Source organism: Paraburkholderia sp. RL17-347-BIC-D (assembly GCF_046027915.1).
Classification (GTDB): domain Bacteria; phylum Pseudomonadota; class Gammaproteobacteria; order Burkholderiales; family Burkholderiaceae; genus Paraburkholderia.
The window spans coordinates 30066-51266 of sequence record NZ_JARESS010000050.1; the positions used below are offsets into that span (position 1 = coordinate 30066).

A 21201-nucleotide genomic window follows, 5' to 3' on the forward strand; every position below is an offset into this window, starting at 1 on the left:
CGCTCAGGTTGCAGCTTTCGCAGCAGCGACTGCTCGCCCGAACATCCCAAGCGCGTCAGATACATCCTGGTCAGACACGGTGAGAGGCGACAGAAAGCGAACCACGTTGCGTTCAACGCCGCACTTAATCAGCAGCAGACCTTCTTCGCGGGCGGCGTCGAGGATACGCTGCACAATTGCGCTATCGGGGGTTCTGGCCGGTTGGTCGGACACGAACTCCACCGCGACCATCGCGCCAGTCTGGCGGATTTCCCCCATCTCTGGATGCGTCACCTGGAGTTTCTCCAGACCGGCACGAAGTTGCTCGCCGATTTTCACGCTGCGCTCAAGGAGGTTTTCCTGTTCGAAAATGTCGAGTACGGCGTTGGCCGCAGCGCAAGCGAGCGGATTGCCGCCATACGTACCACCCAGCCCGCCTGGTTGCGGCGCATCAACAATCTCGGGCCGACCGACCACGCCAGAGATGGGCAAACCACCTGCGAGGCTCTTCGCTACCGTCACAAGGTCGGGCTGGATACCGGAGTGCTGGAAGCCGAACATCTTGCCAGTACGACCGAAACCCGTCTGAATCTCGTCGCAAATCAACACGATTCCGTGCTTTCTTGTCAGCTCGCGTAAGGCCTGCATGAACTCCGCCGGCGCAGCGAGGAAGCCGCCGTCGCCCTGGACCGGTTCGAGAATAATTGCTGCCACCCGGTCGGCTTGAATTTGCGTGCTGAAGATTGTTTGCAGCGCCTTCAGCGCGTCGTCCGATGTGATGCCGTGATACGCATTCGGGTACGGGGCGTGATACACGTCCGGCGCGAACGGCCCGAAGTTCTGCTTGTAGGGAGCGCTCATACCCGTGAGCGACATGCCAAGGAGCGTACGGCCATGGAACCCGCCGCGGAATGCAATCACGCCCGGGCGGTTCGTGTAGCCGCGAGCAATCTTGATTGCGTTTTCGACCGCCTCGGCACCCGTGGTCAGAAACACCGACTTGTAACCTTGGCCCGGAGCAACCAGCTCGGATAGACGCGCGGCCAGGCGGATATACGGCTCGTAGCCGACGACCTGAAAGCAGACGTGTGAGAACGATTCGAGCTGCTGCCGGACGGCGGCGACCACCGCCGGATGGTTATGACCGACGTTCAGCACGCCGATGCCGCCGACGAAATCGAGGTATTTGCGTCCTTTGTCGTCCCAGAGATACGCACCCGCAGCACGGGTGGCAACAATGGAGTGTGCCGTCGCGATATCGCGGGCAACGTATGTTTCACGCAGCGCAGCGGCGCTTTGGTTTTTGTCGAGTTCCTTGTTCATCAAATCACCTCCTTGGATGGAACCCATAGTAGGAAGCCAGAAAAGGGGCGAATACCTATGGAAAGTAGGAATCGGGTGTCGATTTTTCGTTTTTTTTGACGCAATTCGTACTTCATGTACTAATCTGACACCGTCTGTTCCTATCAAACGTGGGTAGTTTTGCGATTTCTGGCTGAGTTCAATGGGATACGGCTGGTTCCTGACCGGGGCCACACCGACCATTGGAAAAGGCGTTGAGCACGCATCGGGAGCGGAGATGAACACAGTGAATCTGGCAGCAGACTATCAGGACGAGAAGACCGTACGACGGCGCGCAATCGTCGCAACCGTCCTCGGCAACGGCTTCGAATGGTTTGACTTCATGGTCTATGGCTTCTTTGCCATCACCATCGCGAAGCTTTTTTTTCCGACCGGTAACGACCTGACATCGCTGATGCTCTCGGTTGCGACATTCGGCGTCGGCTTTCTCGTGCGTCCCTTCGGCGGCATCCTCATCGGCATTTACTCCGACCGCGCTGGCCGCAAAGCCGCCCTGTCCTTGACCATCCTGTTGATGTGCGCAGGCACGGCCATCATCGGACTTACTCCGACTTATTCGCAGATTGGGATGGCCGCCCCTTGCCTGATTGTTCTCGCACGTCTGTTGCAAGGCTTCTCGGCTGGCGGTGAGATGGGTACGGCTACAGCGTTCCTCACGGAACACGCGCCCAAGGGCAAGAAAGCGTACTACTCGAGTTGGATTCAAACGAGCATCGGTTTCGCCGTGCTGCTGGGTGCCTGCTTCGGTACAGGCATTACGCTTGGGCTCTCCACGGCTGACATGGAAAACTGGGGTTGGCGCATCCCGTTTCTGTCCGGCTTGCTTATCGGACCCATCGGCTTCTACATCCGTCGTAACCTCGAAGAGACGCCGGTCTTCTTGAATGAAACTGACAAGTCGAAGACCCCGTTGGCCGACGTGCTTCGCGACTATCCGAAGCAAGCCTTCGCAAGTTTCTCCATGGTCGTGCTTTGGACGGTCTGCATTTATGTGATTCTCTTCTACATGCCGACCTTCTCAGTGAAGGTTCTCAAGCTTCCGCAGTCGGCATCGTTTATCGCTGCAATGGTCGGCGGTGGCGTCATCACTTTCTTATCGCCTTTCACCGGCTGGTATTCCGACAAAGTCGGGCGCAAGTGGCTTCTCGGCGGGGCTTCAGCAGCGATGCTTGTACTCGCTTGGCCGATGTTCGCGATGATTGTAAAAGCGCCGTCGGTCGCTACCTTGTGCGTATTCCAAGCGGTGTTCGGCGTACTCATCGCGATTTACACGGGACCCATCCTTGCCGCGCTGTCCGAGACGTTTCCGAGCAAAGTGCTCTCGACCGGCCTCTCGGTTGCCTACAATATGGCTGTGATGACGTTCGGTGGATTCGCTTCGCTTATTCTGACGTGGCTCATCAGCGCGACTGGCACACCTATGGCGCCCGCGATTTACGTAATTTTCGCAGCGGCCTTCAGCCTGCTCGGCGTACTTCTTGGTTACCGACAGCCCAAAGAAATCTAACAGCTGCCGCGGTGTCATGCTGATACCGCGGTGACACTATTCGCCGCCATGAAGCTTGACACCGCGATTCGTGAAACCGTCTTACGTGACGCAGAAGTCGTTGCCGGTCAGGAGAATCTCCAGCGCGAGATTACCTGGGTTCACATGGTCGACCATCCGGACATCGTCAACTGGGTCAAGCCGGGCGAATTGCTGCTGACGACCGGGTACAACTGGCCAAACGATGCTGATACGTCGCGACGGCTGGTACGTGACCTGGGCGAAGTCGGGCTCGCCGGCGTCGTACTGGCGGTCCCGCACTTTCGCGAGCACTTCCCCCCAGAAGCCATCGACGAGGCTCGCAGCGTCGGCTTGCCTCTCCTGGAGTTGCCGTGGGACGTCCAGTTCAGCCAAGTCACCCACGAGATACTCGCGAAGATAATTTACTTCCAAGCCGAGATTATCGAGCGCTCGGAGCAGTTGCACCGCGCGTTAACTAATGCGGCGATGACCGCAAACAGCCTGAGTGACATCGCGAACACGCTGCGAAAGCTCGTGGGCCGCGAGGTCACATTCACGAATCTGTCCGGCGAGCTCCTCGGCACTTCCGCGACCGAAGCGGACGCACCATCGCTGGAAGAGCAATTCGTTGCCTCTCTTTCGGATTCACCCATTGACGCGAAAGACTCTCAAAGACCCACTCGCGTCAAGTTTCAAATCGCCGACCGTATTGTCTATCGACTGCGACTCCCTGTTCGCCTCCACGATTCTCTCGTTGCGGTTCTTTGGCTTGATTTGGACGGCTCGGACGCTGATGAGCTCGACGCGCGTGCAATGGAGCACGCGAGCGTCGTAGCTGCGCTGCATCTAATGCACCAGCAACAACTCACGCAACAGGAAGACCGCTTGGGGTTCGCGCTCGTGGCGGGATTACTTGACGGCGAATTCACCGCGACGCCCAGTGCGCTTGAACGCGCAAAGGTATGCGGATGGAGTCAGACAAGCCCGTACCGAATCTGTCTCGTGCTTCTCGACGAACCCATACCCCTTACGACGGAGGGTCTCAACCGCCGCGAGCGTTGGGTTGGAGCGCTCAAACATCAGCTTCGCGCGAACGGGCAGCCCGAATTGCTTGCGATATGGTTGAACCAGATTAAGTTTATTCTTCCCGCGGATGCATCACCCGAAGCACTATGGGACGCAATCCGCGACCAACGCGCGGCCCTGGCGGTCAGCCGCGTTCACACGGGCATTGACGGGATGGCGACGGGTTCAAAAGACGTGGATGCCTTGCTACCCACGTTGCGGCCCGGGAGATTGCATCGGTTCGACGAGATTCTGTTCCCACGTGCGCTTCTTGGCGACGCGAACGCACGCGAGATGCTCATTGAGCGGCTCGTCACACCCCTCGTCACGCGACCACGCGGCGAATCCCTGCTTGAAACGCTGGGCACGCTCGCCGATGAAGGCTTTCAGTTGGTCAATGCGGCTCGCTCGCTCGGCATCCACATCAGTACGATGCGCTACCGCCTCGAGAGAATCGAAGAAATTCTCAACGTCACACTCGAGGACCCCAAGGTCCGTTTCCAGGTTCAAGTCGCCATGACCCTCTACCGTCTTCGGGAAGACTGACCCGCGCGTTCCTACTTCTAATAGGAAGACTTCCACTTTGTGTCGCGCTTTAATTTGGAATGACGCGGGATGTCTCGACAGACGTAAGGTCTGCGCCAAGGGCTCCTCTCGCCGCTCCTTCCGTTTTTCGCGACCAAATGAATTCGAACTTGTCCTCCTCACGCCGCGACCTCAACAAGCTTCTCTCTTTGCAGCGCCAACTCGCTCAGACGACGGACGCCGAGATTAGGTTCGATGCCGGGTCTCGAGCGGCATACGCTTCCGAAGCATCGAACTACCGACAGGTTCCGATAGGCATCGTCTTGCCGCGTACAGTCGAAGACGTCATCTCTGTGATGCGTGCATGCCATGGGGCGGATGTACCCGTACTCACACGCGGCGCGGGCACGTCGATGTGCGGTCAAGCCGTGAACGTTGCGGTGATTATCGACACGTCTCGTCACTTGACCCGGATTGAACAACTTGACGCCGAAAGCCGGACCGCCGTGGTTCAACCGGGCGTCATCTGCGACCAGCTGAAGAGCGCTGCTGCGCTCAAGGGTTTGACGTTCGGCCCGGACCCTGCCACGCACAGCCGTTGCACCATCGGCGGTATGGTTGGCAATAATTCCTGCGGGGCTCATTCGGTTATGGCCGGCAAGACGGCTGAGAACATCGAGTCGATGGAAATCCTGACCTACGATGGAGAAAGGTTCTGGGTCGGGCCAACGGACGAGGCTGCATTTCAGGCACATTTGGCCGCTGGCGGACGTCGCCGAGAGATTGTTCAGGCTCTACGCGACCTGGTCGACCGTCACGCGGTCGAGATTCGTGCGGGATTCCCCAAGCTCAAGCGCCGAGTCTCGGGCTATAGCCTTGACCAGTTGCTGCCAGAGAATGGCTTCAACATTGCCCGCGCACTCGTGGGCTCGGAAGGCACATGTGTCTCGGTCTTGCGCGCGACGACGACCCTGGTGCGCAACCCAACGGCTCGGGTGCTTACCGTTTTCGGATTTCCCACTATTTTCGACGCTGCCGACTGCGTTCCGCAACTGCTGCCGCTCGAACCCATTGCGATGGAAGGGCTCGATACAGGCATAGTCGGTGGCTTGCGTGAACGAGGGGTCGCGCTTGCTGACATCGCTGAGTTGCCGGATGGCAATGCATGGCTAATGGTCGAATTCGGTGCCGACAATCTCGAATCGGCGCTGCAGCGCGCGCAAGCGGCGGCGGACCTGACCTTCTCGCTGCCCGGTTGCCCGAATGCGCGCGTGGTGTCCGATGCGACACTGATGAGGCGGCTCTGGTCGGTCCGAGAGACCGGCGCGTCCGCGACGTCCATTGGCGATGACCCTTTGAAGCCGGACCCGGTGGTCGGCTGGGAAGACGCAGCGGTCGAACCGCGGCTGCTGGGCGCGTATCTTCGAGAGTTCGCAGCGTTGGTTGAGCGTTACGGTTACACCACCAACATGTACGGCCACTTTGGCGACGGCTGCATTCATTCGCGTATCAACTTCGACCTGCGCAACAGCCAGGGCATTCACGCCTGGCGCCAGTTCCTGGAAGAAGCAGCGAAGCTCGTCGTCAAGTACGAGGGTTCGCTGTCTGGCGAGCATGGCGACGGACAGGCCAAAGGCGAGTTGCTCTCGCTGATGTACCCGCCGGCAGTCATGGATGCGTTCCGCGAGTTCAAGTCCATCTGGGACCCGAAGAACCGGATGAACCCCGGAAAGCTCATCGATGCGATGCCTGTCGACGAGAACCTGCGGCTTGGCCCCACCTATCGTCGGGTCGACGTACCCAGCCACTTTTCGTTCGGGAACCTTCAGACGCCCGATACTTTTGCGCGCGCCACCGAAAGGTGCATTGGCATGGGGAAGTGCCGCTCCCTCGACGGTGGGACGATGTGCCCCAGCTATCGTGCAACGCGCGAAGAGAAGTATTCGACGCGGGGCCGCAGCCGCCTGCTGTTCGAGTTGCTCAAGGGCGAGGTCATCACTGACGGTTGGGACAACAAGGACGTCAAGGACTCGCTGGACAACTGTCTCGCGTGCAAGGGATGTCGCAGCGATTGCCCGACGCATGTCGACTTGGCTAAATACAAGAGTCACTTCCTGTACGAGCACTATCAGAAAGCCAAGCGTCCGCTGATGGACACGATGATTGGACACATCGGCACATGGCTGCCTATAGCAACTCGCATCAGTGGCGTCGTCAACACCGCGATGAAGATGCGGCCGTTCCGAGCAGTAGCAGAGAAATTCGGGCTTGCATCGCACGTCAAGTTCCCTGCCGTCGCATCATTGGCCTTCCGCAACAGCGAAACCTGCAGACAGCTCGTGCAGGACACTCACACGCTGAATGGCGAATTTAGAACGGTCTTGCTGTGGACCGACACGTTCAACAATGGGTTCTCTCCCGAAGTCCTGGAAGCGTCTGTCCGAGTGCTGCAGTCGTACGGTGTGACGGTTCGGCTCATGAGCAAGCAGATTTGTTGCGGGCGTCCCTACTACGACGCCGGAATGCTGGACCACGCCAGGCGCAATCTCGTCGACATCATGGCGGAACTAAAGGAGGTAATCGCCCTGAAGTTGCCCGTGGTTGTTCTCGAACCTAGCTGCCTCTCGGTCTTCCGGGACGAACTGCGCGCGCTTTTTCCTAAAGACGAAAAAGCTGCCGCGCTGGCTACCTCCGTCAAGACGCTGGCCGAATACCTCGAGGCAGAGGGCTTCGATGTTCCGAAGCTCGACGAGAGCGTCTATGTACACGGGCACTGCCACCAAAAAGCCTGTGGCGGAGTGCAAGCAGAGTCGCGCCTTGTCGGCAAAGCCGCCCAATCAGGAGCAGTTCTGCAGACAGGATGTTGCGGGATGGCTGGCGCATTCGGTTACCACACGAAGACTGCAAACGTCGCTCGGTCTGTCGCCGAATCTGAACTTGTACCAAAAATCCAACCCCTCGATGAGAACGCAGTGCTGGTTAGCGACGGTTTCAGTTGTCGTTCACAGATTCGGAACACCACGGGACGCTCCGCGATACACCTCGCGCAGTGGCTCGATGGCAGGGCTAGAAAAAGTCCGGCACTACGCCCCGTCAAACCTTCCACGCAGGAAGAAACTGTATGAATCGTAGAAACTTCACCAGTCTCGCCGCATTAGGCGCTTCGGCCGTTTTCCTCTCTCGGCCGAGCAACGCTGCAACGAACGTCAATACCAATGGCCGGTCGGCGACGCTTGCCCAAGGTCAGACCGCGATTCGACAGGCGACGTCGAGAGGCTCTGCAATTCAAGCGTGGCTCGAAGTCGTCAAGCTGCGACTGCCGTTTCTTCAGGCCACTGCACTCGTGTCGCGCCCACGCCCAGATGCCCCTAAAGAACTTGGCGCGGTAAGACGGATTTACTCAACGGTCCCCCGCGCTTATCCCGTGGGCGGATGGAAGCAGCTCTCGGGGTCTGACTGGGCTCGGAAGGTGCTCGAACGAGGCGACGTTCTCGTGGCCAACAACGACGTAGACCTGGAGCATTACTTCCCTGACCATCAACTGCTCAAGTCGCTTGGCACCGCCACTCTCATCAACATTCCTGTCGTCGTCTGCAAAAGGACGGTCGGCGCATTCGCCTTCATGTGTGCGGAAGTCGTTCCCGAAACCGCGATAACCGAAGAAATTTGGCTGCTGACCGCACTGACCGCGCCGCTGTTCTCCGACGACCTAGTGCCGACAGCCTGACCAGACAGCAGAAAATGCCGCGCGGAGCGCTGAGTTGAATTGGGGAACCCATACATGGCACGGACGGGCGAAACCAAATGCCGTAGCCTCCAGATATTCTGAGGTTAGGCAGAAACCTATCAAGGATTGTGAAATGTCACTAGCAACGCTTATTGAGTCAGACCGCAAGCATCTCATCCATCCGGTCGCCAACTACCGCGCACATGAGAAGCGTGGCGTCACCGTTCTGGAACGCGGCAAAGGCGCTTGGTTGTACGACGCCGAGGGCAATGAGCTGCTCGACGCGTTCGCGGGACTCTGGTGCGTGAACACCGGCTACGGTCACGAAAGCATCGTCAAAATTGCGGCGGAGCAAATGGCAAAGCTGCCATACGCGACCGGCTACTTCCATTTCGGCTCTCAGCCGGCAATCGAGCTTGCACAGCGTCTCGTAGAGCTTTCGCCGCAGAGTCTTCAACACGTCTACTTCTCGCTGGGCGGCTCGGACGCAGTGGACTCCGCATTGCGTTTCATCACCCATTACTACAACGCCATCGGCCGGCCTAGCAAGAAGCACTTCATCGCTCTGGAGCGTGGCTATCATGGCTCGTCCTCCATTGGTTCGGGCCTGACTGCAATCGCCAGCTTCCATCGGAACTTCGATGTGCCGCTGCCGACTCAGCACCACATTCCGTCGCCATATCCGTATCGCAGCGGGACGCCGGACGATGCGCAAGCCATCATCGCAGGCTCGGTGAAGGCGCTTGAAGACAAGGTCGCTCAACTCGGCGCTGACAATGTGGCGGCATTTTTTTGTGAGCCTGTTCAGGGCTCGGGCGGCGTCATCGTGCCGCCGAAGGGATGGCTCAAGGCGATGCGCGACACGTGCAAGCGACTTGACATCCTGTTTGTGGCAGACGAGGTCATTACTGCCTTCGGCCGTACAGGTCCGATGTTCGCGTGCGAGACCGAAGGAGTGGAGCCCGACCTCATGACCATCGCGAAGGGCCTGACGGCTGGTTACGCTCCGATGGGCGCTGTCCTGATGTCTGACGCCGTGTACCAAGGCATCGCCGACGGCAGCAAGCCCGGCGAAGCAATCGGTCACGGCCAAACCTACTCCGCGCACCCCGTGAGTGCGGCCATTGGACTCGAAGTGCTGCGCCTTTACACCGAAGGCGGCCTTCTGGCGAATGGGCAAGCGCAGGCGCCGCGTTTCGCGAATGGCCTGGACAGTCTTCTCGACCACCCACTTGTTGGTGACTCACGACACGCTGGCCTTCTGGGCGCAGTGGAACTGGTTGCGGACAAGGCGACCCGAGCACGCTTCGACCCCGCGCTGCACCTCGCCGACCGGATTTTCGACGCCGCTGCTCGCAACAAGATTATCTTCAGGGCGTTCGGGGACAATATTCTCGGCTTCGCGCCGGCCCTCTGCTACACGGCGGGCGAAGTCGACATGATGGTGGAGCGGGTTCGCAAAACGCTCGATGACGTTCTGGAAAGCGCCGACGTGCGCCGTGCGATTAAGAGCTAACGCCCGTTTCAGTAAGTTGCACGGGTGATAAGCAACGTATTCTTTGAGGGTATCGAGTATGGAACTGAGACTGAAACGTGAAGAACTTCTGCGTCGGCAGAACCTGATTGGTGGCGAATGGACGGATGCGGCCAATAACGCCCGCTACCCGGTTACGAATCCCGCTACCGGTGAACTCATCACCGAAGTTGCAAACAGCGGAAAGGCCGACGCACGCGCGGCGACGGACGCGGCAGCAAAAGCGGCCAAGGACTGGCGTGAACGTCTGCCCCGCGAACGTGCCGAGATTATCCGCTGCTGGCACGCTCTCATTGTCGCTAACACCGAGGACCTTGCGACAATCATGTCCATGGAACAGGGAAAGCCGATGGCTGAGAGCCGCGGTGAAGTGGCCTATGGCGCATCCTACGTCGCCTGGTTCGCAGATGAGGCAACTCGCGTCTACGGCGACCTCATCCCGCAACAACAGCGCGGCAAGCAGATGCGCACCATCAAAGAGCCTGTCGGGGTTGTCGCGGCCATCACGCCGTGGAACTTCCCGCTCGCGATGATTGCACGCAAGATTGCTCCTGCTCTGGCAGCAGGCTGCACGGTCGTCGGCAAGCCCGCAGAAGACACGCCGCTGACGGCCCTCGCGCTTGCAGCGCTTGCTCAAGAAGCGGGTGTTCCCGCCGGCGTTCTCAACATGCTCAGCGCGTCACGCGACCAGGGCATCGAAGCGGTAGGAGACTGGCTTGCCGATGAACGCGTCCGCAAGATTACGTTCACGGGCTCCACGGCGGTTGGGAAGTATCTCGCTCGCGAGTCGGCCGGCACGCTGAAGAAGCTTTCGCTGGAACTGGGCGGAAACGCTCCCTTCATCGTCTTCGACGACGCGGACCTCGATGCCGCTGTGGTCGGCCTGATGGCTGCAAAGTTCCGTAATGGCGGACAAACGTGCGTTTGTCCGAACCGGATTTACGTGCAGGCGGGCGTATTCGACAAGTTCGCTGAGCTCCTCGCCGCACGAGTGGGCGCACTCAAGGTCGGGCCAGCGACCGACCCGCAGTCGCAAATCGGGCCGATGATTAACGTGAGGGCAATCGACAAGATTGACCGCCACGTGAGCGACGCTGTTTCGAAGGGTGCAAAAGTGTTGACGGGTGGCAAGCGTCTGATGGAGATGGGGCCGAACTACTATGCTCCGACGGTATTGGCGCATGCGAACAACGAGATGCTCGTCACCTGCGAAGAGACTTTCGGGCCTGTAGCCCCGTTGTATTGCTTCGAATCCGAGGAAGAGGCAATTCGCCTGGCTAATGACACGCCTTTTGGTCTCGCTGCGTACTTCTACACGCAAGACATGCGGTGTGCTGACCGCGTCTCCCGCGCTCTCGAAGCGGGAGTCGTTGGGATGAACGAAGGGGCGGTGGCAAGCGAAGCGGCGCCGTTCGGCGGTGTCAAAGAGTCCGGTTACGGCCGCGAGGGCTCGAAGTATGGCCTCGACGACTACCTGTCAATCAAGTATATCTGCCAAGGCGGTCTCGACTAAGGTAGCCGGCCTGCCGCGAGGCCATCATCCAGCACGGACGGTGGCCTTTTTCTTCGCCGGCTCAGAACGCCTGGCGAACGCCGACGCGTACAAGTGCGATTCAGTGAAGCAGAGCCGTCAGCTCGGACGCGCACCATTTCTGGAACGCGGCGGCCCGGCCGTAGTTAATGTGGTATCCAACGGCGACGACCGCCCTGTGGCTCAACAGGTACTTGCTCCGGTCGTACTGTTTGACATCGATGTCTGCGTTGATTTCGCCGGTCGCGCCGACTTGCCAGAGCAACTGGGCCGCCTTCTCGGGCTTGATGCCAAACAGATGGGCAACTTGATGGAAGTCGAACCAAGCCACGTTCTCGTTCAGTTTTCCGTGGATTGTCCTGCTGCTAGAGTTGCAGACGTACTGAACCCTCGTCATCCCGCACATGCTCCGTTAGTCGTCTTCAGACATCAACTTGTCGAGCGGCACTGTTTGCTTGACGAACGTTGACCGAATCACGATATAGCTGAAATACTTCTCGATTCCGATATTGCGGTCTACCAGCTTTTCGATGACTTCCTGGTAGTGCCCGATGTTCTTGACGATGGACTTCAGCAAGTAGTCGTATCCACCACTGACCAGGTGACACTCCGTAATCTCATCAAAGTCCCGCAGGTTTGCTTCGAAGCGCGTGAAGTCTTCGCGCCGGTGGTCATGCAGCATGATTTCGGTGAACACGGTCACCGTGCTGGTCAGCTTGGCCAGGTTCAAATGCGCCCCGTAGCCAGAGATGATTCCCGCTGATTCGAGACGCTTCACACGTTGCAGACAAGGGCTCGCGGACAACCCGACGGCGCTTGCAAGGTTGGCGTTCGTCATATTGCCGTTCCTCTGCAGTTCGGCAAGGATTTTGATATCGGTCCGGTCAAGCTTCTGTCGCATATCGTGCGTGCTCGAATTGGCTACTGTGTCAGTCGAAGGCGACTATGCTATCCGTTAGCCAGGTCCTCATGATGCGCCTTGACCAACTGCGCCATGCTCGTGAATTTATAGTCGACGGCTGGTTCGACAGATGTCTTCAGCGTTGCGCCGAATCCACGCTGCTCGTAGCGCCGGTGAATCCAGCATGAGCGAAGCTGCAGCTCACTCGCAGGCTCATGGTCGTGGTAGATGCTATCTGCGATATGGAGTGTATCGTCCTTCTTGATTCCCATCGCTGACAACGTCGAGAAAAGATACTCGAAGTTATTTCGCGATGGCTTGTATGACCCGACATCCTCGGCCGTCACGATTGCATCGAAATCAACCCCCAGCTTCGCGTTGCTCGCTTTGAAGCTTCGGTTATCCACGTTAGACAGGACCACCAGCTTGAAATATTTTTTCAGATATTGAAGCGTGCTAGCTGAGTCTGGGAAAGCGGGCCAATCGCCGACCGAGGCACCATATGCAACCGCTTCATCCCAACTGTAACGTACGCTCCAGTCCTCCGCTAGACGCTTGAACACAACCCGGAGAAGTTGGTCGTAGGGCATCGCAGGCGTGATTTTCTGCTGATACGACTCATGGCGCGCGTGCGCTTCAAGGATTTCGTCACGCGTTAGAGGTTCTGCCACCCTCGATGCGAGTTCCGACAAACCTGATGCGATGCCTGACTCCCAGTCAATCAGAGTCCCGTAGCAGTCGAATGTGAGTGCCTTGAAATCTGTCAAAGCCACAGCGCCTCCTGTGTTTCAGTATCTTCAAAAACCCCATCACGCGGCAATGGTCTTGTCAGCATCCTGAATACGAGAACAGCACGCGTGTCTTCGATGCCGACAAGACATTATTGTCTTACTTCTTCGAAAATGCTTCCTCGTGTGCCTTGGCGAAATCCGCCATGCTGTTGAACCGGAAGTCAATTTTCGGCTGCGAGCCAGGGTTCATCGTCGCACCGAAGCCCGTTTGCGAATGACGGCGGTAAATCCAACAGGATGCGAGCCCGAACTCATTCGCGGGTTTGTGGTCATGGAAAAGGCTTTCGGCCGTATGAAGGATTTTCTCCTTTTTTATCCCACGGTCGCCGAGCTTTTCCAGCATGTATTCGAAGTTTCGCGGTGATGGCTTATAAGAGCCAACGTCTTCCGCCGTGATGATTGCGTCAAACTCGACCTTCAGCTTGGCGTTGCTGTAAGTGAAGCTCTCGTTGTCGATATTCGATAGGATGACAAGCTTGTAGTGCTTTTTCAGGTACTGCAGCGCAGCCGCAGTATCCTCAAATACGGGCCAATTCCTGACGGACTGACCGTACGTCACGCATTCCTCGTGTGTGAACGACAGGCCCCATTCCTCGGCCAGTCGTTTGTAGACGATGGGCAGCAATTCCTGGTAGCGTTTCGCCGGCGTGTACTTCTGCTGCGAAGACTCGTGACGGGCATGCGCTTCCAATACCTGGTCTCGCGTGAGCGGCACCTTGGCGCGCTCGAGCAAGGGCCGCAGTCCCGCGAAGATGCCAGTCTCCCAGTCAATCAAGGTTCCGTAGCAGTCAAAGGTCAGTGTGTCGAAGTCGGTGAGTTCCACGGTAGCTCCTATCAGATGTCCAGATGAAGACCACAGTGTATTGAGCACGGACGGCAATCAGAACTTTAATCCAGCAGTCGAACAGCAGCTTTTACTGTCTTCATCAGGTTCCGCAGCAGGTTCTGCTGGACGTCCCGGTCGCTTTGTTGCTCGCGGAGGCGACGACATGCCACCGCGCGGGAACCTCATTTGAAAACAAAGACACTCGCTTACGGCCTGTTTATCTCGTCTCTCTAAAAGCTACGAAACGCCATCGTTGAATTACTGTTTCAGGCAGGAAGACAGCGGCAGGTAGGTGCTGCAGATTGGTCATTTTGGGAGAGACAAGATGGCCCTTTTTGGTATTGCGATGACGATTCTGATGTGGAGCACGCTTGCGACTAGCGTTGACCTCCTGCACGGCATACCCATCTTGTTCGTCAATGGTATTGCTTTGACGATAGGCGGCGTTATCGGTCTGCCATGGGTGCGGCATTGGAAGCTACCCCTGGGCCTTCTGCTGCTCGGAAGCGGGTTGATGTTCGCCTACCACGTCATTTACTTCTTCGCGCTAAAACTCGGCGACCCCATCGGCGTGAGCCTCGTTCATTATTTGTGGCCGATTATTATCGTGTGTATGGCTGGCCGTCCATCATCCGGAGAAGGAGAGCGCCGAACTCTGTTCCTCAGTGCTCTTCTCGGCTTCGGGGGGGCAGCTGCCGCGTGTTGGTCGGTCCAGCAGCCGCTCTTGGCAAGCGACCCAACAAGCCTTGTCGGCCAACACGTCCTCAGACAAGCCGCCGCATACTTCCTCGCTTTGGTATCAGCGTTCGCTTGGGCCGGATACTCAATACTCGGCAAGCGTTACAGCTCCGTCTCCAGCCTCTCGGTTGGTGCATTTTCACTACCCGCGGGATTGGCGTGTCTCGCATTACATTTTGCGACGAGGGAAACGCCGAGCTTGACGGCACAGGACTGGCTAGTTCTGGTCTACATGGGCGTAGGCCCCATGGGCCTTGCGTTTTACCTTTGGGACTTCGGAATGAAGAAGGGAAATACGGGCACAACGACTGCGTTGAGCTATGCGACGCCCGTTCTCTCGACCATATTTCTCGGGTTCCATGCGGAACAAAAGTTATCACCTACGTTGTGGCTAGGCGTCGCCATGGTCACTGCTTCCATAGCCTTGGCTCGGAGCGGCAAGAAGGCCCGAGCGAAGAAAAACAAGCTCTACGAAGTCAAAGGCACTGTTGGGTCGAGCGGCGACGCTCCTACGCTCTGACTGAGTCGTGAAGACCTTACTTCGGCTCCTGACTTGTAGGCGGCGAGCTAGGCTTGGCGATTCGTGGGTGTGTCGGAGCGCAGCTGAGCATTCAGCCGACCCAGCCATTAAATTGATGCATCTCTCTGCGCAAGAGAAAATGAGTAAGCGCATCGTCATGCGGGATGTTCGTAGCGATGCGTTCGACGAAAAGGATTTGCTAACCGGATAGGATGCGAGCCGGATAGACGGCGAAGTCAGAAGCGTCGACTATTGTCGCGAGACCGATGCACGCGGTGGGTGCAGCGGCGCTAAAGGGAGACTTTCCGTGCGCACGACAGTTTCTTCACATGAAAGCAGAAGCTTGCGATACCTGGCGACGCTGTGGATGGGAGGCTGTGTCGCGCTCGGAGCCGTTACTGTGACCTGCGGCCTTCTGGAGCAGGAACTGGGCACCGCCGGCTTCTTTCTGCTGGTTATCGTTGTTCTCCTGTCCCTGCTGGACAGCTTCATCTCATCGCTTATTTTCTCGGTTGCCGGCGCCGCGTTGCTCGGCTATTTTTTCATGGAACCCATCAATAGCTTCCACATCAGCAAACCCGGGGATTTATTCTCCCTTGTTGCCTTTCTCGTCACGTCAATCGCAATCACCACCCTCGTCAGGCGGATTGGCCGCGTGGAAAAGACGCAGCGCGCGCAGGCACAACTGCTGGAACTGACACACGACATCATCATCGTGCGCGATAAAAATAACGTGATTACGTACTGGAACCAGGCAGCAGAGACACTCTATGGATGGAAGAAAGAAGAGGCGATTGGCAAGTTCATTGACGAATTTCTGTGTTCGGCGTTCCCGCTGCCTCGAGACGAGCTCCAGCGGATTTTTCTTCGCGACGGCCAGTGGGAGGGCGAGTTAGTCCACACTAGGCGGGACGGCACCAAGATAATCGTGACGAGCCGCTGGGCGCTGCAGCGCGACGGCGCGGGAAATCCGTTGGCCACGCTTGAGACCAACAACGACATCACGCAGCGCAAGCATGCCGAAGAACTGCTCCGGAAGAGTCAGGCGCAGTACTTCGCCGAAGCGCAGAAGCTAAGCAGGACCGGCAGTTTTGGCTGGAATGTCTCGAGCGGCGAACTCCTCTGGTCCGACGAGACTTTTTCTATCTTCGAATACGACCTGGCGGTCGCGCCCAGCGTTGAACTTATCAGGCAGCGGGTGCATCCCGACGATATGCCCCTGTTCGAGGAGAAGATTACAAAGGCACGCGGTTTCACCGTCGACTTTACCATCGAGCATCGTCTGCTTTTTCCTGATGGACGCATCAAGCACCTCCACGTCGTTGGGAGGTCAGCGAGCGGTCAGCCGGACAATAGAGCGTTCATCGGGGCTGTGATGGACGTGACGGCGGCGAAGCAGACAGAGGAGCGGTTGCGGCATGCGCAAAGCGAACTGGAACGCGTAAGCCGGGTAACGGCGCTGGGTGAGCTGAGTGCATCAATTGCCCACGAAGTGGGACAGCCCCTGGCCGCCATCGTAACAAGCGGTGAAGCATGTCTGCGCTGGCTGCATCGCCAGCCTCCGAACATGGAAGAAATAGAGGGTTGCGTGAGCCACATGACAGACCAGGGGAATCGAGCTGCAGAAATCGTGCAACGTGTGAGGGCGCTCATGAAGGGGGCGCCGCCGGACCGGGCAGCGATTGCAATCAATGACGTGGTCGAAGAGGCGATTATCCTTATCAGGCGGGATATTGAGCGGCAGAGTGACTCGCTGACACGTCGGCTTGCCAGGGACCTACCGCTGATACGGGGCGACCGTGTGCAGCTCCAGCAGGTGCTCGTCAATTTAATCATCAACGGTCTGCAGGCGATGGCGAGCGTCGACGGCAGGCGCGAACTCATCGTCCAGTCCCGCCTTGACCCTGAAGGCAATGTTGTCGTGGCGGTAAGGGATTCGGGGGCTGGCATCCCGGAGGCCAATCTTCCGCAACTCTTTGAACCGTTCTTTACGACACGCAGTTCCGGCATGGGAATGGGGCTGGCTGTTTCCAGTTCTATTGTTGAAGCCCACGGTGGGCAAATCTGGGCCTCCAACAACCCTGACGGTGGTGCGACGTTCTCGTTCAGCCTTCCGCCATCCATAGAGGAGGAGGTGTGAAAGTGACACACGGCGACCGGCGTGCACATGGTTCGGTTCACATAAAAATTCGTACGATGTCACTGAACGCCGTTGCGCAGTAATCTGCTGATCAGGAGAGACGGGCGGCACCGACCACACGTTATGCCGAGAGAGAATAGTCGAGGGCCTCGTTTTGCAAATTACGCCAGTCGTTTCGATTGTCGACGACGATTCAGCTGTCCGTGTCGCGTTAGGCGGCCTTATCCGGTCGCTTGGCTGGCAGGTGCAGATGTATGAGTCGGCAGAAGAATTTCTTGCATCCGGGCAGGCCGCCCATACCTCCTGCCTGATTTCCGACATCCGCATGCCCGGGATGTCGGGTATCGAGATGCATGAGCGCCTTTGTGCCCAGGGACATGCCCCGGCCACCATCTTTATCAGTGCATATCCGACGCCGGCATTGCAGGCAAAAGCGGCGAGTAACGGCGCACTTGTGTTGTTGCAGAAGCCTTACCAGGCCACTGCAATGATTCACTGGCTCTCGGTCGCTGTCGGAAATCCCTAGCGAGTCATCGACGCTTTGCAGAAGTGCTAACGCACGACGGCGCTCAATGATGACCGCGGTGGAACAGACGGGGCTGGATACCACGCGATTCGGCCTTGCGGACAAGGTCTGGCATCGAGCGCGCATTCATCTTGCACATTACCTGTCCACGGTGAACCTTGACCGTGATTTCGCTGAGGTTCATCTCGGTGGCAATCTGCTTGTTCAGCAGGCCGGAAAGCACAGAGGCCATCACCTCTTTCTCGCGCGTTGACAGGGATTGGTACGAGGCGCGCAGGCCGGCTAACGCGGCCTCTGCCGCGAGCCGCTCACTGTCTTGTGCCAGCGCCTGAGCCACTGCGTCGAGCATGTCCTGGTCGTTGAACGGGTTGGCGAGGAAGTCCAGCGCGCCGGCCTTCATCGCCTTCACTTCCATCTCGATGTCTCCATGACCGGTCACGAAGACGACGGGAATGCGCATGCCGCTATTGACGATTTCCTGGTGAAACGCCATGCCGCTTTTCCCGCGGAGCCGCACGTCGAGGATGAGGCGGCCTGGCCCGGTGGAGCGAGGAAACCGGAGAAATTCGTCCGGGGACTCGAACGTTTCGACGCGCAAGCCTACTGAGCGCATAAGCGTGTCGAGGGCATGCCTGATTCCCTTGTCGTCATCGACGACAAAGACGACCGGACCGTCGGCTCCAGCGGTTTCAGTCGTCATTCGGTGGGTCGGACCAGCAGTCACCTGGGTACCGCGCGAAGCCGCAACGCGGTCGCATCACATCGCATGATAGTGGAGGGGGTACTCACCATCGCCGGACAGCGCGGCAAACATCACGGTACCTTCCAGCAGAATCAGCGGCAACCCATCGAAATTACCTACGAGCCAGGGCCAGGGTCAGAGCCATCCGTTGACGAACCGAGGAACAAGCACCGATTCCCTCAGTGTGTGCCGCCCCCAACGACGACCGATGAATGGTTGACCTTTTCGCCACCGTTCCACCCGGCCGAAATCTGACGCGTACTGTCCTTCAATTCCGGGACGTCCGGGCATCGTGCTTGCTGTAAGGTAATTGTATTAAAGACGCGCCGCCTGTAGCGTCGCATCGGACCTTGGAGCACGTTATGAAAACGCCGGATGCAACGTCGCGCGCGGGCGGCCTCGTTGCGGTGGTGGTCCTGTCCGCAGCTTTGTCCGGTTGCTACTACTACGCGCCCTACGGCTACGTTCCATACGGCGAAGTGGCGGCGGCCGCGCCGCAGCAATATCCTTTCTCGATGCCCGATGCCGCAGCCGGTACAGCCGCGTCAGATGCGACTGCGTCGGCGACCACTTATATCGCACCAGCCGTGCCCGTCTTCGTCGCCCCTGCGTATTACCCCGTCGCGTATCCGTACTACGGACGGCCCGCGTGGTGGGGGCCGTCGGTGTCGCTGAGCTTCGGCTATTGGGGCGGCTGCTGTTACGGCGGTGGCCGGCACGGCTACTGGGGCCGACACGGCTACTGGGGCCACCACGGCTATTGGGGTCACGGATATCGAGGCGGTCGGGGCGGTCATGGCGGCTGGGGTGGCCACGGATACCCCGGGCGTGGTATGGGTGGCGGCCATTACCGGGGCGGTGGCGGAGGCCACGGGCATTCGCATTGAACGCTAACAGAGATGCGCTCGTGTTCAACAGTTCCCCCGACAGCTGAGCCCGTGGATGAACTGGACGCAGCTCGCCAACGCGCGGCAGCGTCGCACCGTGCGGTGACTAGTTTCAGCCTTCATTGCACGTCGACGAGTCTTTCAACACTTCCACTAACAATTAACTGGTGTATGAAGTTAAGCAGAACTATCTGCCAGCGGAAGAGCGCGGACTTCGAAATTTGACTACAAGGCCTTTCTGGCGGGGCTGTCAATTGCCCGCGATAGAGAGTGAGGCTAGGCAGGTCCCGCGCGTTGAAGCGAAGCCCCGGAGCCCTTGGGGCTGCGCTGCTGCCGTTATGTCCTGTTATACTTAGATATTAATTTGTAAAACTAACGTATAGGCAACGCCATTTAATAATATCTTATTACATAAGAAGCATTCTTGGCAGCGCCGCGAACTTCGCGTAATAAGGATATTGAATGAATGTGCTCGTCGTCGACGATAACGAGTTCGTCGCGGACAGTCTGGTCTTCCTGCTCGACTGCATTGGTCACCGCGCCGTTATGGCGCCCGACGGGGAGACTGCGCTGGAGCTGCTCCGAGCCGGCGCTTTCGACCTCGTTCTCCTGGACGAAAACCTCCCCGGCATCAACGGCAGTGCCGTTGCGCTGTCGCTGCTTGACAGGCCAGTCTTCCCCAGGCCCTTTGTTGCCTCGATGACGGGTGACAGCGATAGCAATGCAGAGTTTGCTCGGCTCTTCGATGTGTGTCTGCAAAAACCATTCTCTCTGGAAACGCTCTTGCGGGTCCTCGAAGACGCGCGGCGCGACAGCAATGCGAGCTGTCTTCTGGCAGCCTAGCCCCCCGTCATATTCGCAGTCCACAAACAGGATGACGAATTCCTCGCCGCCGTATGGTAGCCAGCTATTTTTCGGGATATCGATATGCCCAGGACTCCATACGACGTCTCTATGATTTGGGGCAGTACTGTCCGGATAACCGCGGTGGATGCCTGGCCGGGTACGGCGGGAACTGTCGAAAGCCTCTTTGCCTAACGTGGGCGAACGACCTTTCGCAACTGAAGCAGAGGCCCTGATGGCCGGATTTAGCTTGTTCAACGGCTGATTGAAAACGCGCTCGAACAACCGTGAGAGCTTACCCCTCCGCAGCGATGCGAAGGGTTCTGGGCTCATCACGTCGTATGATGGTGGCGAGGATCTGTTTGCGCACTTCTCCGAGTTTCAGGCACAAGGCTTCAAATCGCTGCAGGAAAACCAGAAGGTCAGCTTTGACGTGAAGCAAGGCCCGCGGGTAAGCAGGCGGCCAAACATACAGCTCATCTGACACCGCAGCGCTCTCGCTGTCGCGTGGCCACAGCATGTCATGTTGGTTCTCATCGGACGCGACTTCGCAAGTGGTTCGACTTGTCACCACTCACTGCCACCTCGGTCGGCTCACGTGCCTGGCCCCTGCCATTGACCGGCGCCACGGTCGAAATGGCATGTTTGAAAACAACTTGCACACCTGGACCAGACTCCAGCAGAACTGCAAACTGGTCAAAGGCGGCCAGTTGACCGTTCAGTCTGATGCCGTTTACGAGGAACACGTTTACCGCGGTCTTGTCGTTTACGAGCATCCGCAAAAAAACGTCCTGTACGGCCGGGGGTGCGGTCATGTTCGAGGTCCTAGCGATAGGTCCTTCGATTGTACCGGCGACACCTGGAACCGCCAGTCAATCCAGATGAAGTGCGTTACTGCGGCCCTGCGGCGTAGAGTCGCACCACGCGAACACGAACGGTCTGCGATTCTCTTCTCATTATGGATGTCTAATTGTCTCTCTTCGCTCAATCAGAAACTGCTCGAACTTGCTCGCATCGGCGGGGCTGGGCACATGGATATCGAAGCGCGTCTCAACGG

At 58.1% G+C, this 21201-nt stretch carries 19 protein-coding genes; 12 read left to right on the plus strand and 7 right to left on the minus strand.

Features of this window, described 5'->3' with window-relative positions; translation table 11 throughout:
* Nucleotides 1-3: 3 nt before the first annotated feature.
* A complete protein-coding gene (gabT, locus tag P0D96_RS38660) occupies nucleotides 4-1302 on the minus strand; it encodes a 4-aminobutyrate--2-oxoglutarate transaminase (RefSeq protein WP_408319074.1) in 1299 nt (432 codons plus the stop codon).
* Nucleotides 1303-1558: 256 nt separating this feature from the next.
* On the opposite strand from gabT, the gene P0D96_RS38665 reads away from it, so the two are divergent.
* The 6 genes from P0D96_RS38665 (at nucleotide 1559) to P0D96_RS38690 (ending at nucleotide 11212) form a co-directional block, all read left to right on the plus strand.
* Nucleotides 1559-2848: an MFS transporter gene (locus P0D96_RS38665; RefSeq protein WP_408319076.1), complete on the plus strand. Its 1290-nt coding sequence runs from the start codon at nucleotides 1559-1561 to the stop codon at nucleotides 2846-2848.
* Nucleotides 2849-2896: 48 nt separating this feature from the next.
* Nucleotides 2897-4459 (plus strand): PucR family transcriptional regulator, encoded by a 1563-nt coding sequence (locus tag P0D96_RS38670; protein ID WP_408291888.1) that lies wholly within the window; start codon nucleotides 2897-2899, stop codon nucleotides 4457-4459.
* Nucleotides 4460-4596: 137 nt separating this feature from the next.
* Entirely contained in the window at nucleotides 4597-7563 is a 2967-nt protein-coding gene (locus tag P0D96_RS38675; protein ID WP_408319078.1) for an FAD-binding and (Fe-S)-binding domain-containing protein, read from the plus strand.
* Nucleotides 7560-8165 carry a hypothetical protein gene (locus tag P0D96_RS38680; RefSeq protein ID WP_408319080.1) on the plus strand — a complete coding sequence of 202 codons (606 nt, stop codon included), beginning with the start codon at nucleotides 7560-7562 and terminating at the stop codon, nucleotides 8163-8165. The genes P0D96_RS38675 and P0D96_RS38680 overlap by 4 nt, the downstream gene beginning before the upstream one ends.
* A gap of 133 nt (nucleotides 8166-8298) precedes the next feature.
* Nucleotides 8299-9681 carry an aspartate aminotransferase family protein gene (locus P0D96_RS38685; protein ID WP_408181776.1) on the plus strand — a complete coding sequence of 461 codons (1383 nt, stop codon included), beginning with the start codon at nucleotides 8299-8301 and terminating at the stop codon, nucleotides 9679-9681.
* 58 nt (nucleotides 9682-9739) lie between these two features.
* Nucleotides 9740-11212, plus strand: a complete 1473-nt coding sequence (locus P0D96_RS38690) for an NAD-dependent succinate-semialdehyde dehydrogenase (RefSeq protein ID WP_408181778.1) — start codon at nucleotides 9740-9742, stop codon at nucleotides 11210-11212.
* A 100-nt stretch (nucleotides 11213-11312) separates the two neighbouring features.
* Here P0D96_RS38690 and P0D96_RS38695 read toward each other — a convergent pair whose 3' ends face one another.
* From P0D96_RS38695 to P0D96_RS38710, 4 genes are all read right to left on the minus strand, one after another.
* The gene (locus P0D96_RS38695; RefSeq protein WP_408181779.1) at nucleotides 11313-11561 is read right to left on the minus strand and encodes a hypothetical protein; all 249 of its coding nucleotides are present in this window, start codon (nucleotides 11559-11561) and stop codon (nucleotides 11313-11315) included.
* 81 nt (nucleotides 11562-11642) lie between these two features.
* Nucleotides 11643-12131 carry an Lrp/AsnC family transcriptional regulator gene (locus tag P0D96_RS38700; RefSeq protein WP_408181781.1) on the minus strand — a complete coding sequence of 163 codons (489 nt, stop codon included), beginning with the start codon at nucleotides 12129-12131 and terminating at the stop codon, nucleotides 11643-11645.
* Between the two features lie 47 nt (nucleotides 12132-12178).
* Nucleotides 12179-12904, minus strand: coding sequence for a haloacid dehalogenase type II (locus P0D96_RS38705; RefSeq protein ID WP_408181783.1), 726 nt, complete (start codon nucleotides 12902-12904; stop codon nucleotides 12179-12181).
* 115 nt (nucleotides 12905-13019) lie between these two features.
* Nucleotides 13020-13745 carry a haloacid dehalogenase type II gene (locus P0D96_RS38710; protein WP_408291900.1) on the minus strand — a complete coding sequence of 242 codons (726 nt, stop codon included), beginning with the start codon at nucleotides 13743-13745 and terminating at the stop codon, nucleotides 13020-13022.
* Between the two features lie 328 nt (nucleotides 13746-14073).
* On the opposite strand from P0D96_RS38710, the gene P0D96_RS38715 reads away from it, so the two are divergent.
* From P0D96_RS38715 to P0D96_RS38725, 3 genes are all read left to right on the plus strand, one after another.
* A complete protein-coding gene (locus P0D96_RS38715; protein ID WP_408319083.1) occupies nucleotides 14074-15006 on the plus strand; it encodes a DMT family transporter in 933 nt (310 codons plus the stop codon).
* A gap of 307 nt (nucleotides 15007-15313) precedes the next feature.
* Nucleotides 15314-17146: an ATP-binding protein gene (locus P0D96_RS38720; RefSeq protein WP_408319086.1), complete on the plus strand. Its 1833-nt coding sequence runs from the start codon at nucleotides 15314-15316 to the stop codon at nucleotides 17144-17146.
* A 154-nt stretch (nucleotides 17147-17300) separates the two neighbouring features.
* Entirely contained in the window at nucleotides 17301-17672 is a 372-nt protein-coding gene (locus tag P0D96_RS38725) for a response regulator transcription factor (protein WP_408181790.1), read from the plus strand.
* Nucleotides 17673-17715: 43 nt separating this feature from the next.
* On the opposite strand, the gene P0D96_RS38730 is transcribed toward P0D96_RS38725, so the two are convergent.
* On the minus strand, nucleotides 17716-18372 hold the full coding sequence (locus P0D96_RS38730) for a response regulator transcription factor (protein WP_408319088.1): 657 nt from the start codon (nucleotides 18370-18372) through the stop codon (nucleotides 17716-17718).
* A 404-nt stretch (nucleotides 18373-18776) separates the two neighbouring features.
* On the opposite strand from P0D96_RS38730, the gene P0D96_RS38735 reads away from it, so the two are divergent.
* The 3 genes from P0D96_RS38735 to P0D96_RS38745 all read left to right on the plus strand — a co-directional run bounded on the left by P0D96_RS38735 (nucleotide 18777) and on the right by P0D96_RS38745 (nucleotide 20628).
* A complete protein-coding gene (locus P0D96_RS38735; RefSeq protein WP_408319090.1) occupies nucleotides 18777-19301 on the plus strand; it encodes a hypothetical protein in 525 nt (174 codons plus the stop codon).
* A 462-nt stretch (nucleotides 19302-19763) separates the two neighbouring features.
* Complete coding sequence (locus P0D96_RS38740) at nucleotides 19764-20144, plus strand: response regulator (RefSeq protein WP_408181793.1); 381 nt, start codon at nucleotides 19764-19766, stop codon at nucleotides 20142-20144.
* Between the two features lie 265 nt (nucleotides 20145-20409).
* Entirely contained in the window at nucleotides 20410-20628 is a 219-nt protein-coding gene (locus tag P0D96_RS38745; RefSeq protein ID WP_408319092.1) for a cold-shock protein, read from the plus strand.
* 49 nt (nucleotides 20629-20677) lie between these two features.
* Here P0D96_RS38745 and hfq read toward each other — a convergent pair whose 3' ends face one another.
* Nucleotides 20678-20959 (minus strand): RNA chaperone Hfq, encoded by a 282-nt coding sequence (gene hfq / locus P0D96_RS38750; protein WP_408291911.1) that lies wholly within the window; start codon nucleotides 20957-20959, stop codon nucleotides 20678-20680.
* Nucleotides 20960-21201: the final 242 nt, after the last annotated feature.

Excerpts from the sequence above, each read along its gene's own strand:
- P0D96_RS38670 (WP_408291888.1), top strand. The coding sequence starts at position 2,897 with ATGAAGCTTGACACCGCGATTCGTGAAACCGTCTTACGTGACGCAGAA.
- P0D96_RS38675 (WP_408319078.1), top strand. The coding sequence starts at position 4,597 with ATGAATTCGAACTTGTCCTCCTCACGCCGCGACCTCAACAAGCTTCTC.
- P0D96_RS38690 (WP_408181778.1), top strand. The coding sequence starts at position 9,740 with ATGGAACTGAGACTGAAACGTGAAGAACTTCTGCGTCGGCAGAACCTG.
- P0D96_RS38700 (WP_408181781.1), bottom strand. The coding sequence starts at position 12,131 with ATGCGACAGAAGCTTGACCGGACCGATATCAAAATCCTTGCCGAACTG.
- P0D96_RS38665 (WP_408319076.1), top strand. The coding sequence starts at position 1,559 with ATGAACACAGTGAATCTGGCAGCAGACTATCAGGACGAGAAGACCGTA.
- P0D96_RS38730 (WP_408319088.1), bottom strand. The coding sequence starts at position 18,372 with ATGACGACTGAAACCGCTGGAGCCGACGGTCCGGTCGTCTTTGTCGTC.
- P0D96_RS38735 (WP_408319090.1), top strand. The coding sequence starts at position 18,777 with ATGAAAACGCCGGATGCAACGTCGCGCGCGGGCGGCCTCGTTGCGGTG.
- P0D96_RS38680 (WP_408319080.1), top strand. The coding sequence starts at position 7,560 with ATGAATCGTAGAAACTTCACCAGTCTCGCCGCATTAGGCGCTTCGGCC.
- hfq (WP_408291911.1), bottom strand. The coding sequence starts at position 20,959 with ATGACCGCACCCCCGGCCGTACAGGACGTTTTTTTGCGGATGCTCGTA.
- gabT (WP_408319074.1), bottom strand. The coding sequence starts at position 1,302 with ATGAACAAGGAACTCGACAAAAACCAAAGCGCCGCTGCGCTGCGTGAA.
- P0D96_RS38685 (WP_408181776.1), top strand. The coding sequence starts at position 8,299 with ATGTCACTAGCAACGCTTATTGAGTCAGACCGCAAGCATCTCATCCAT.
- P0D96_RS38715 (WP_408319083.1), top strand. The coding sequence starts at position 14,074 with ATGGCCCTTTTTGGTATTGCGATGACGATTCTGATGTGGAGCACGCTT.
- P0D96_RS38740 (WP_408181793.1), top strand. The coding sequence starts at position 19,764 with ATGAATGTGCTCGTCGTCGACGATAACGAGTTCGTCGCGGACAGTCTG.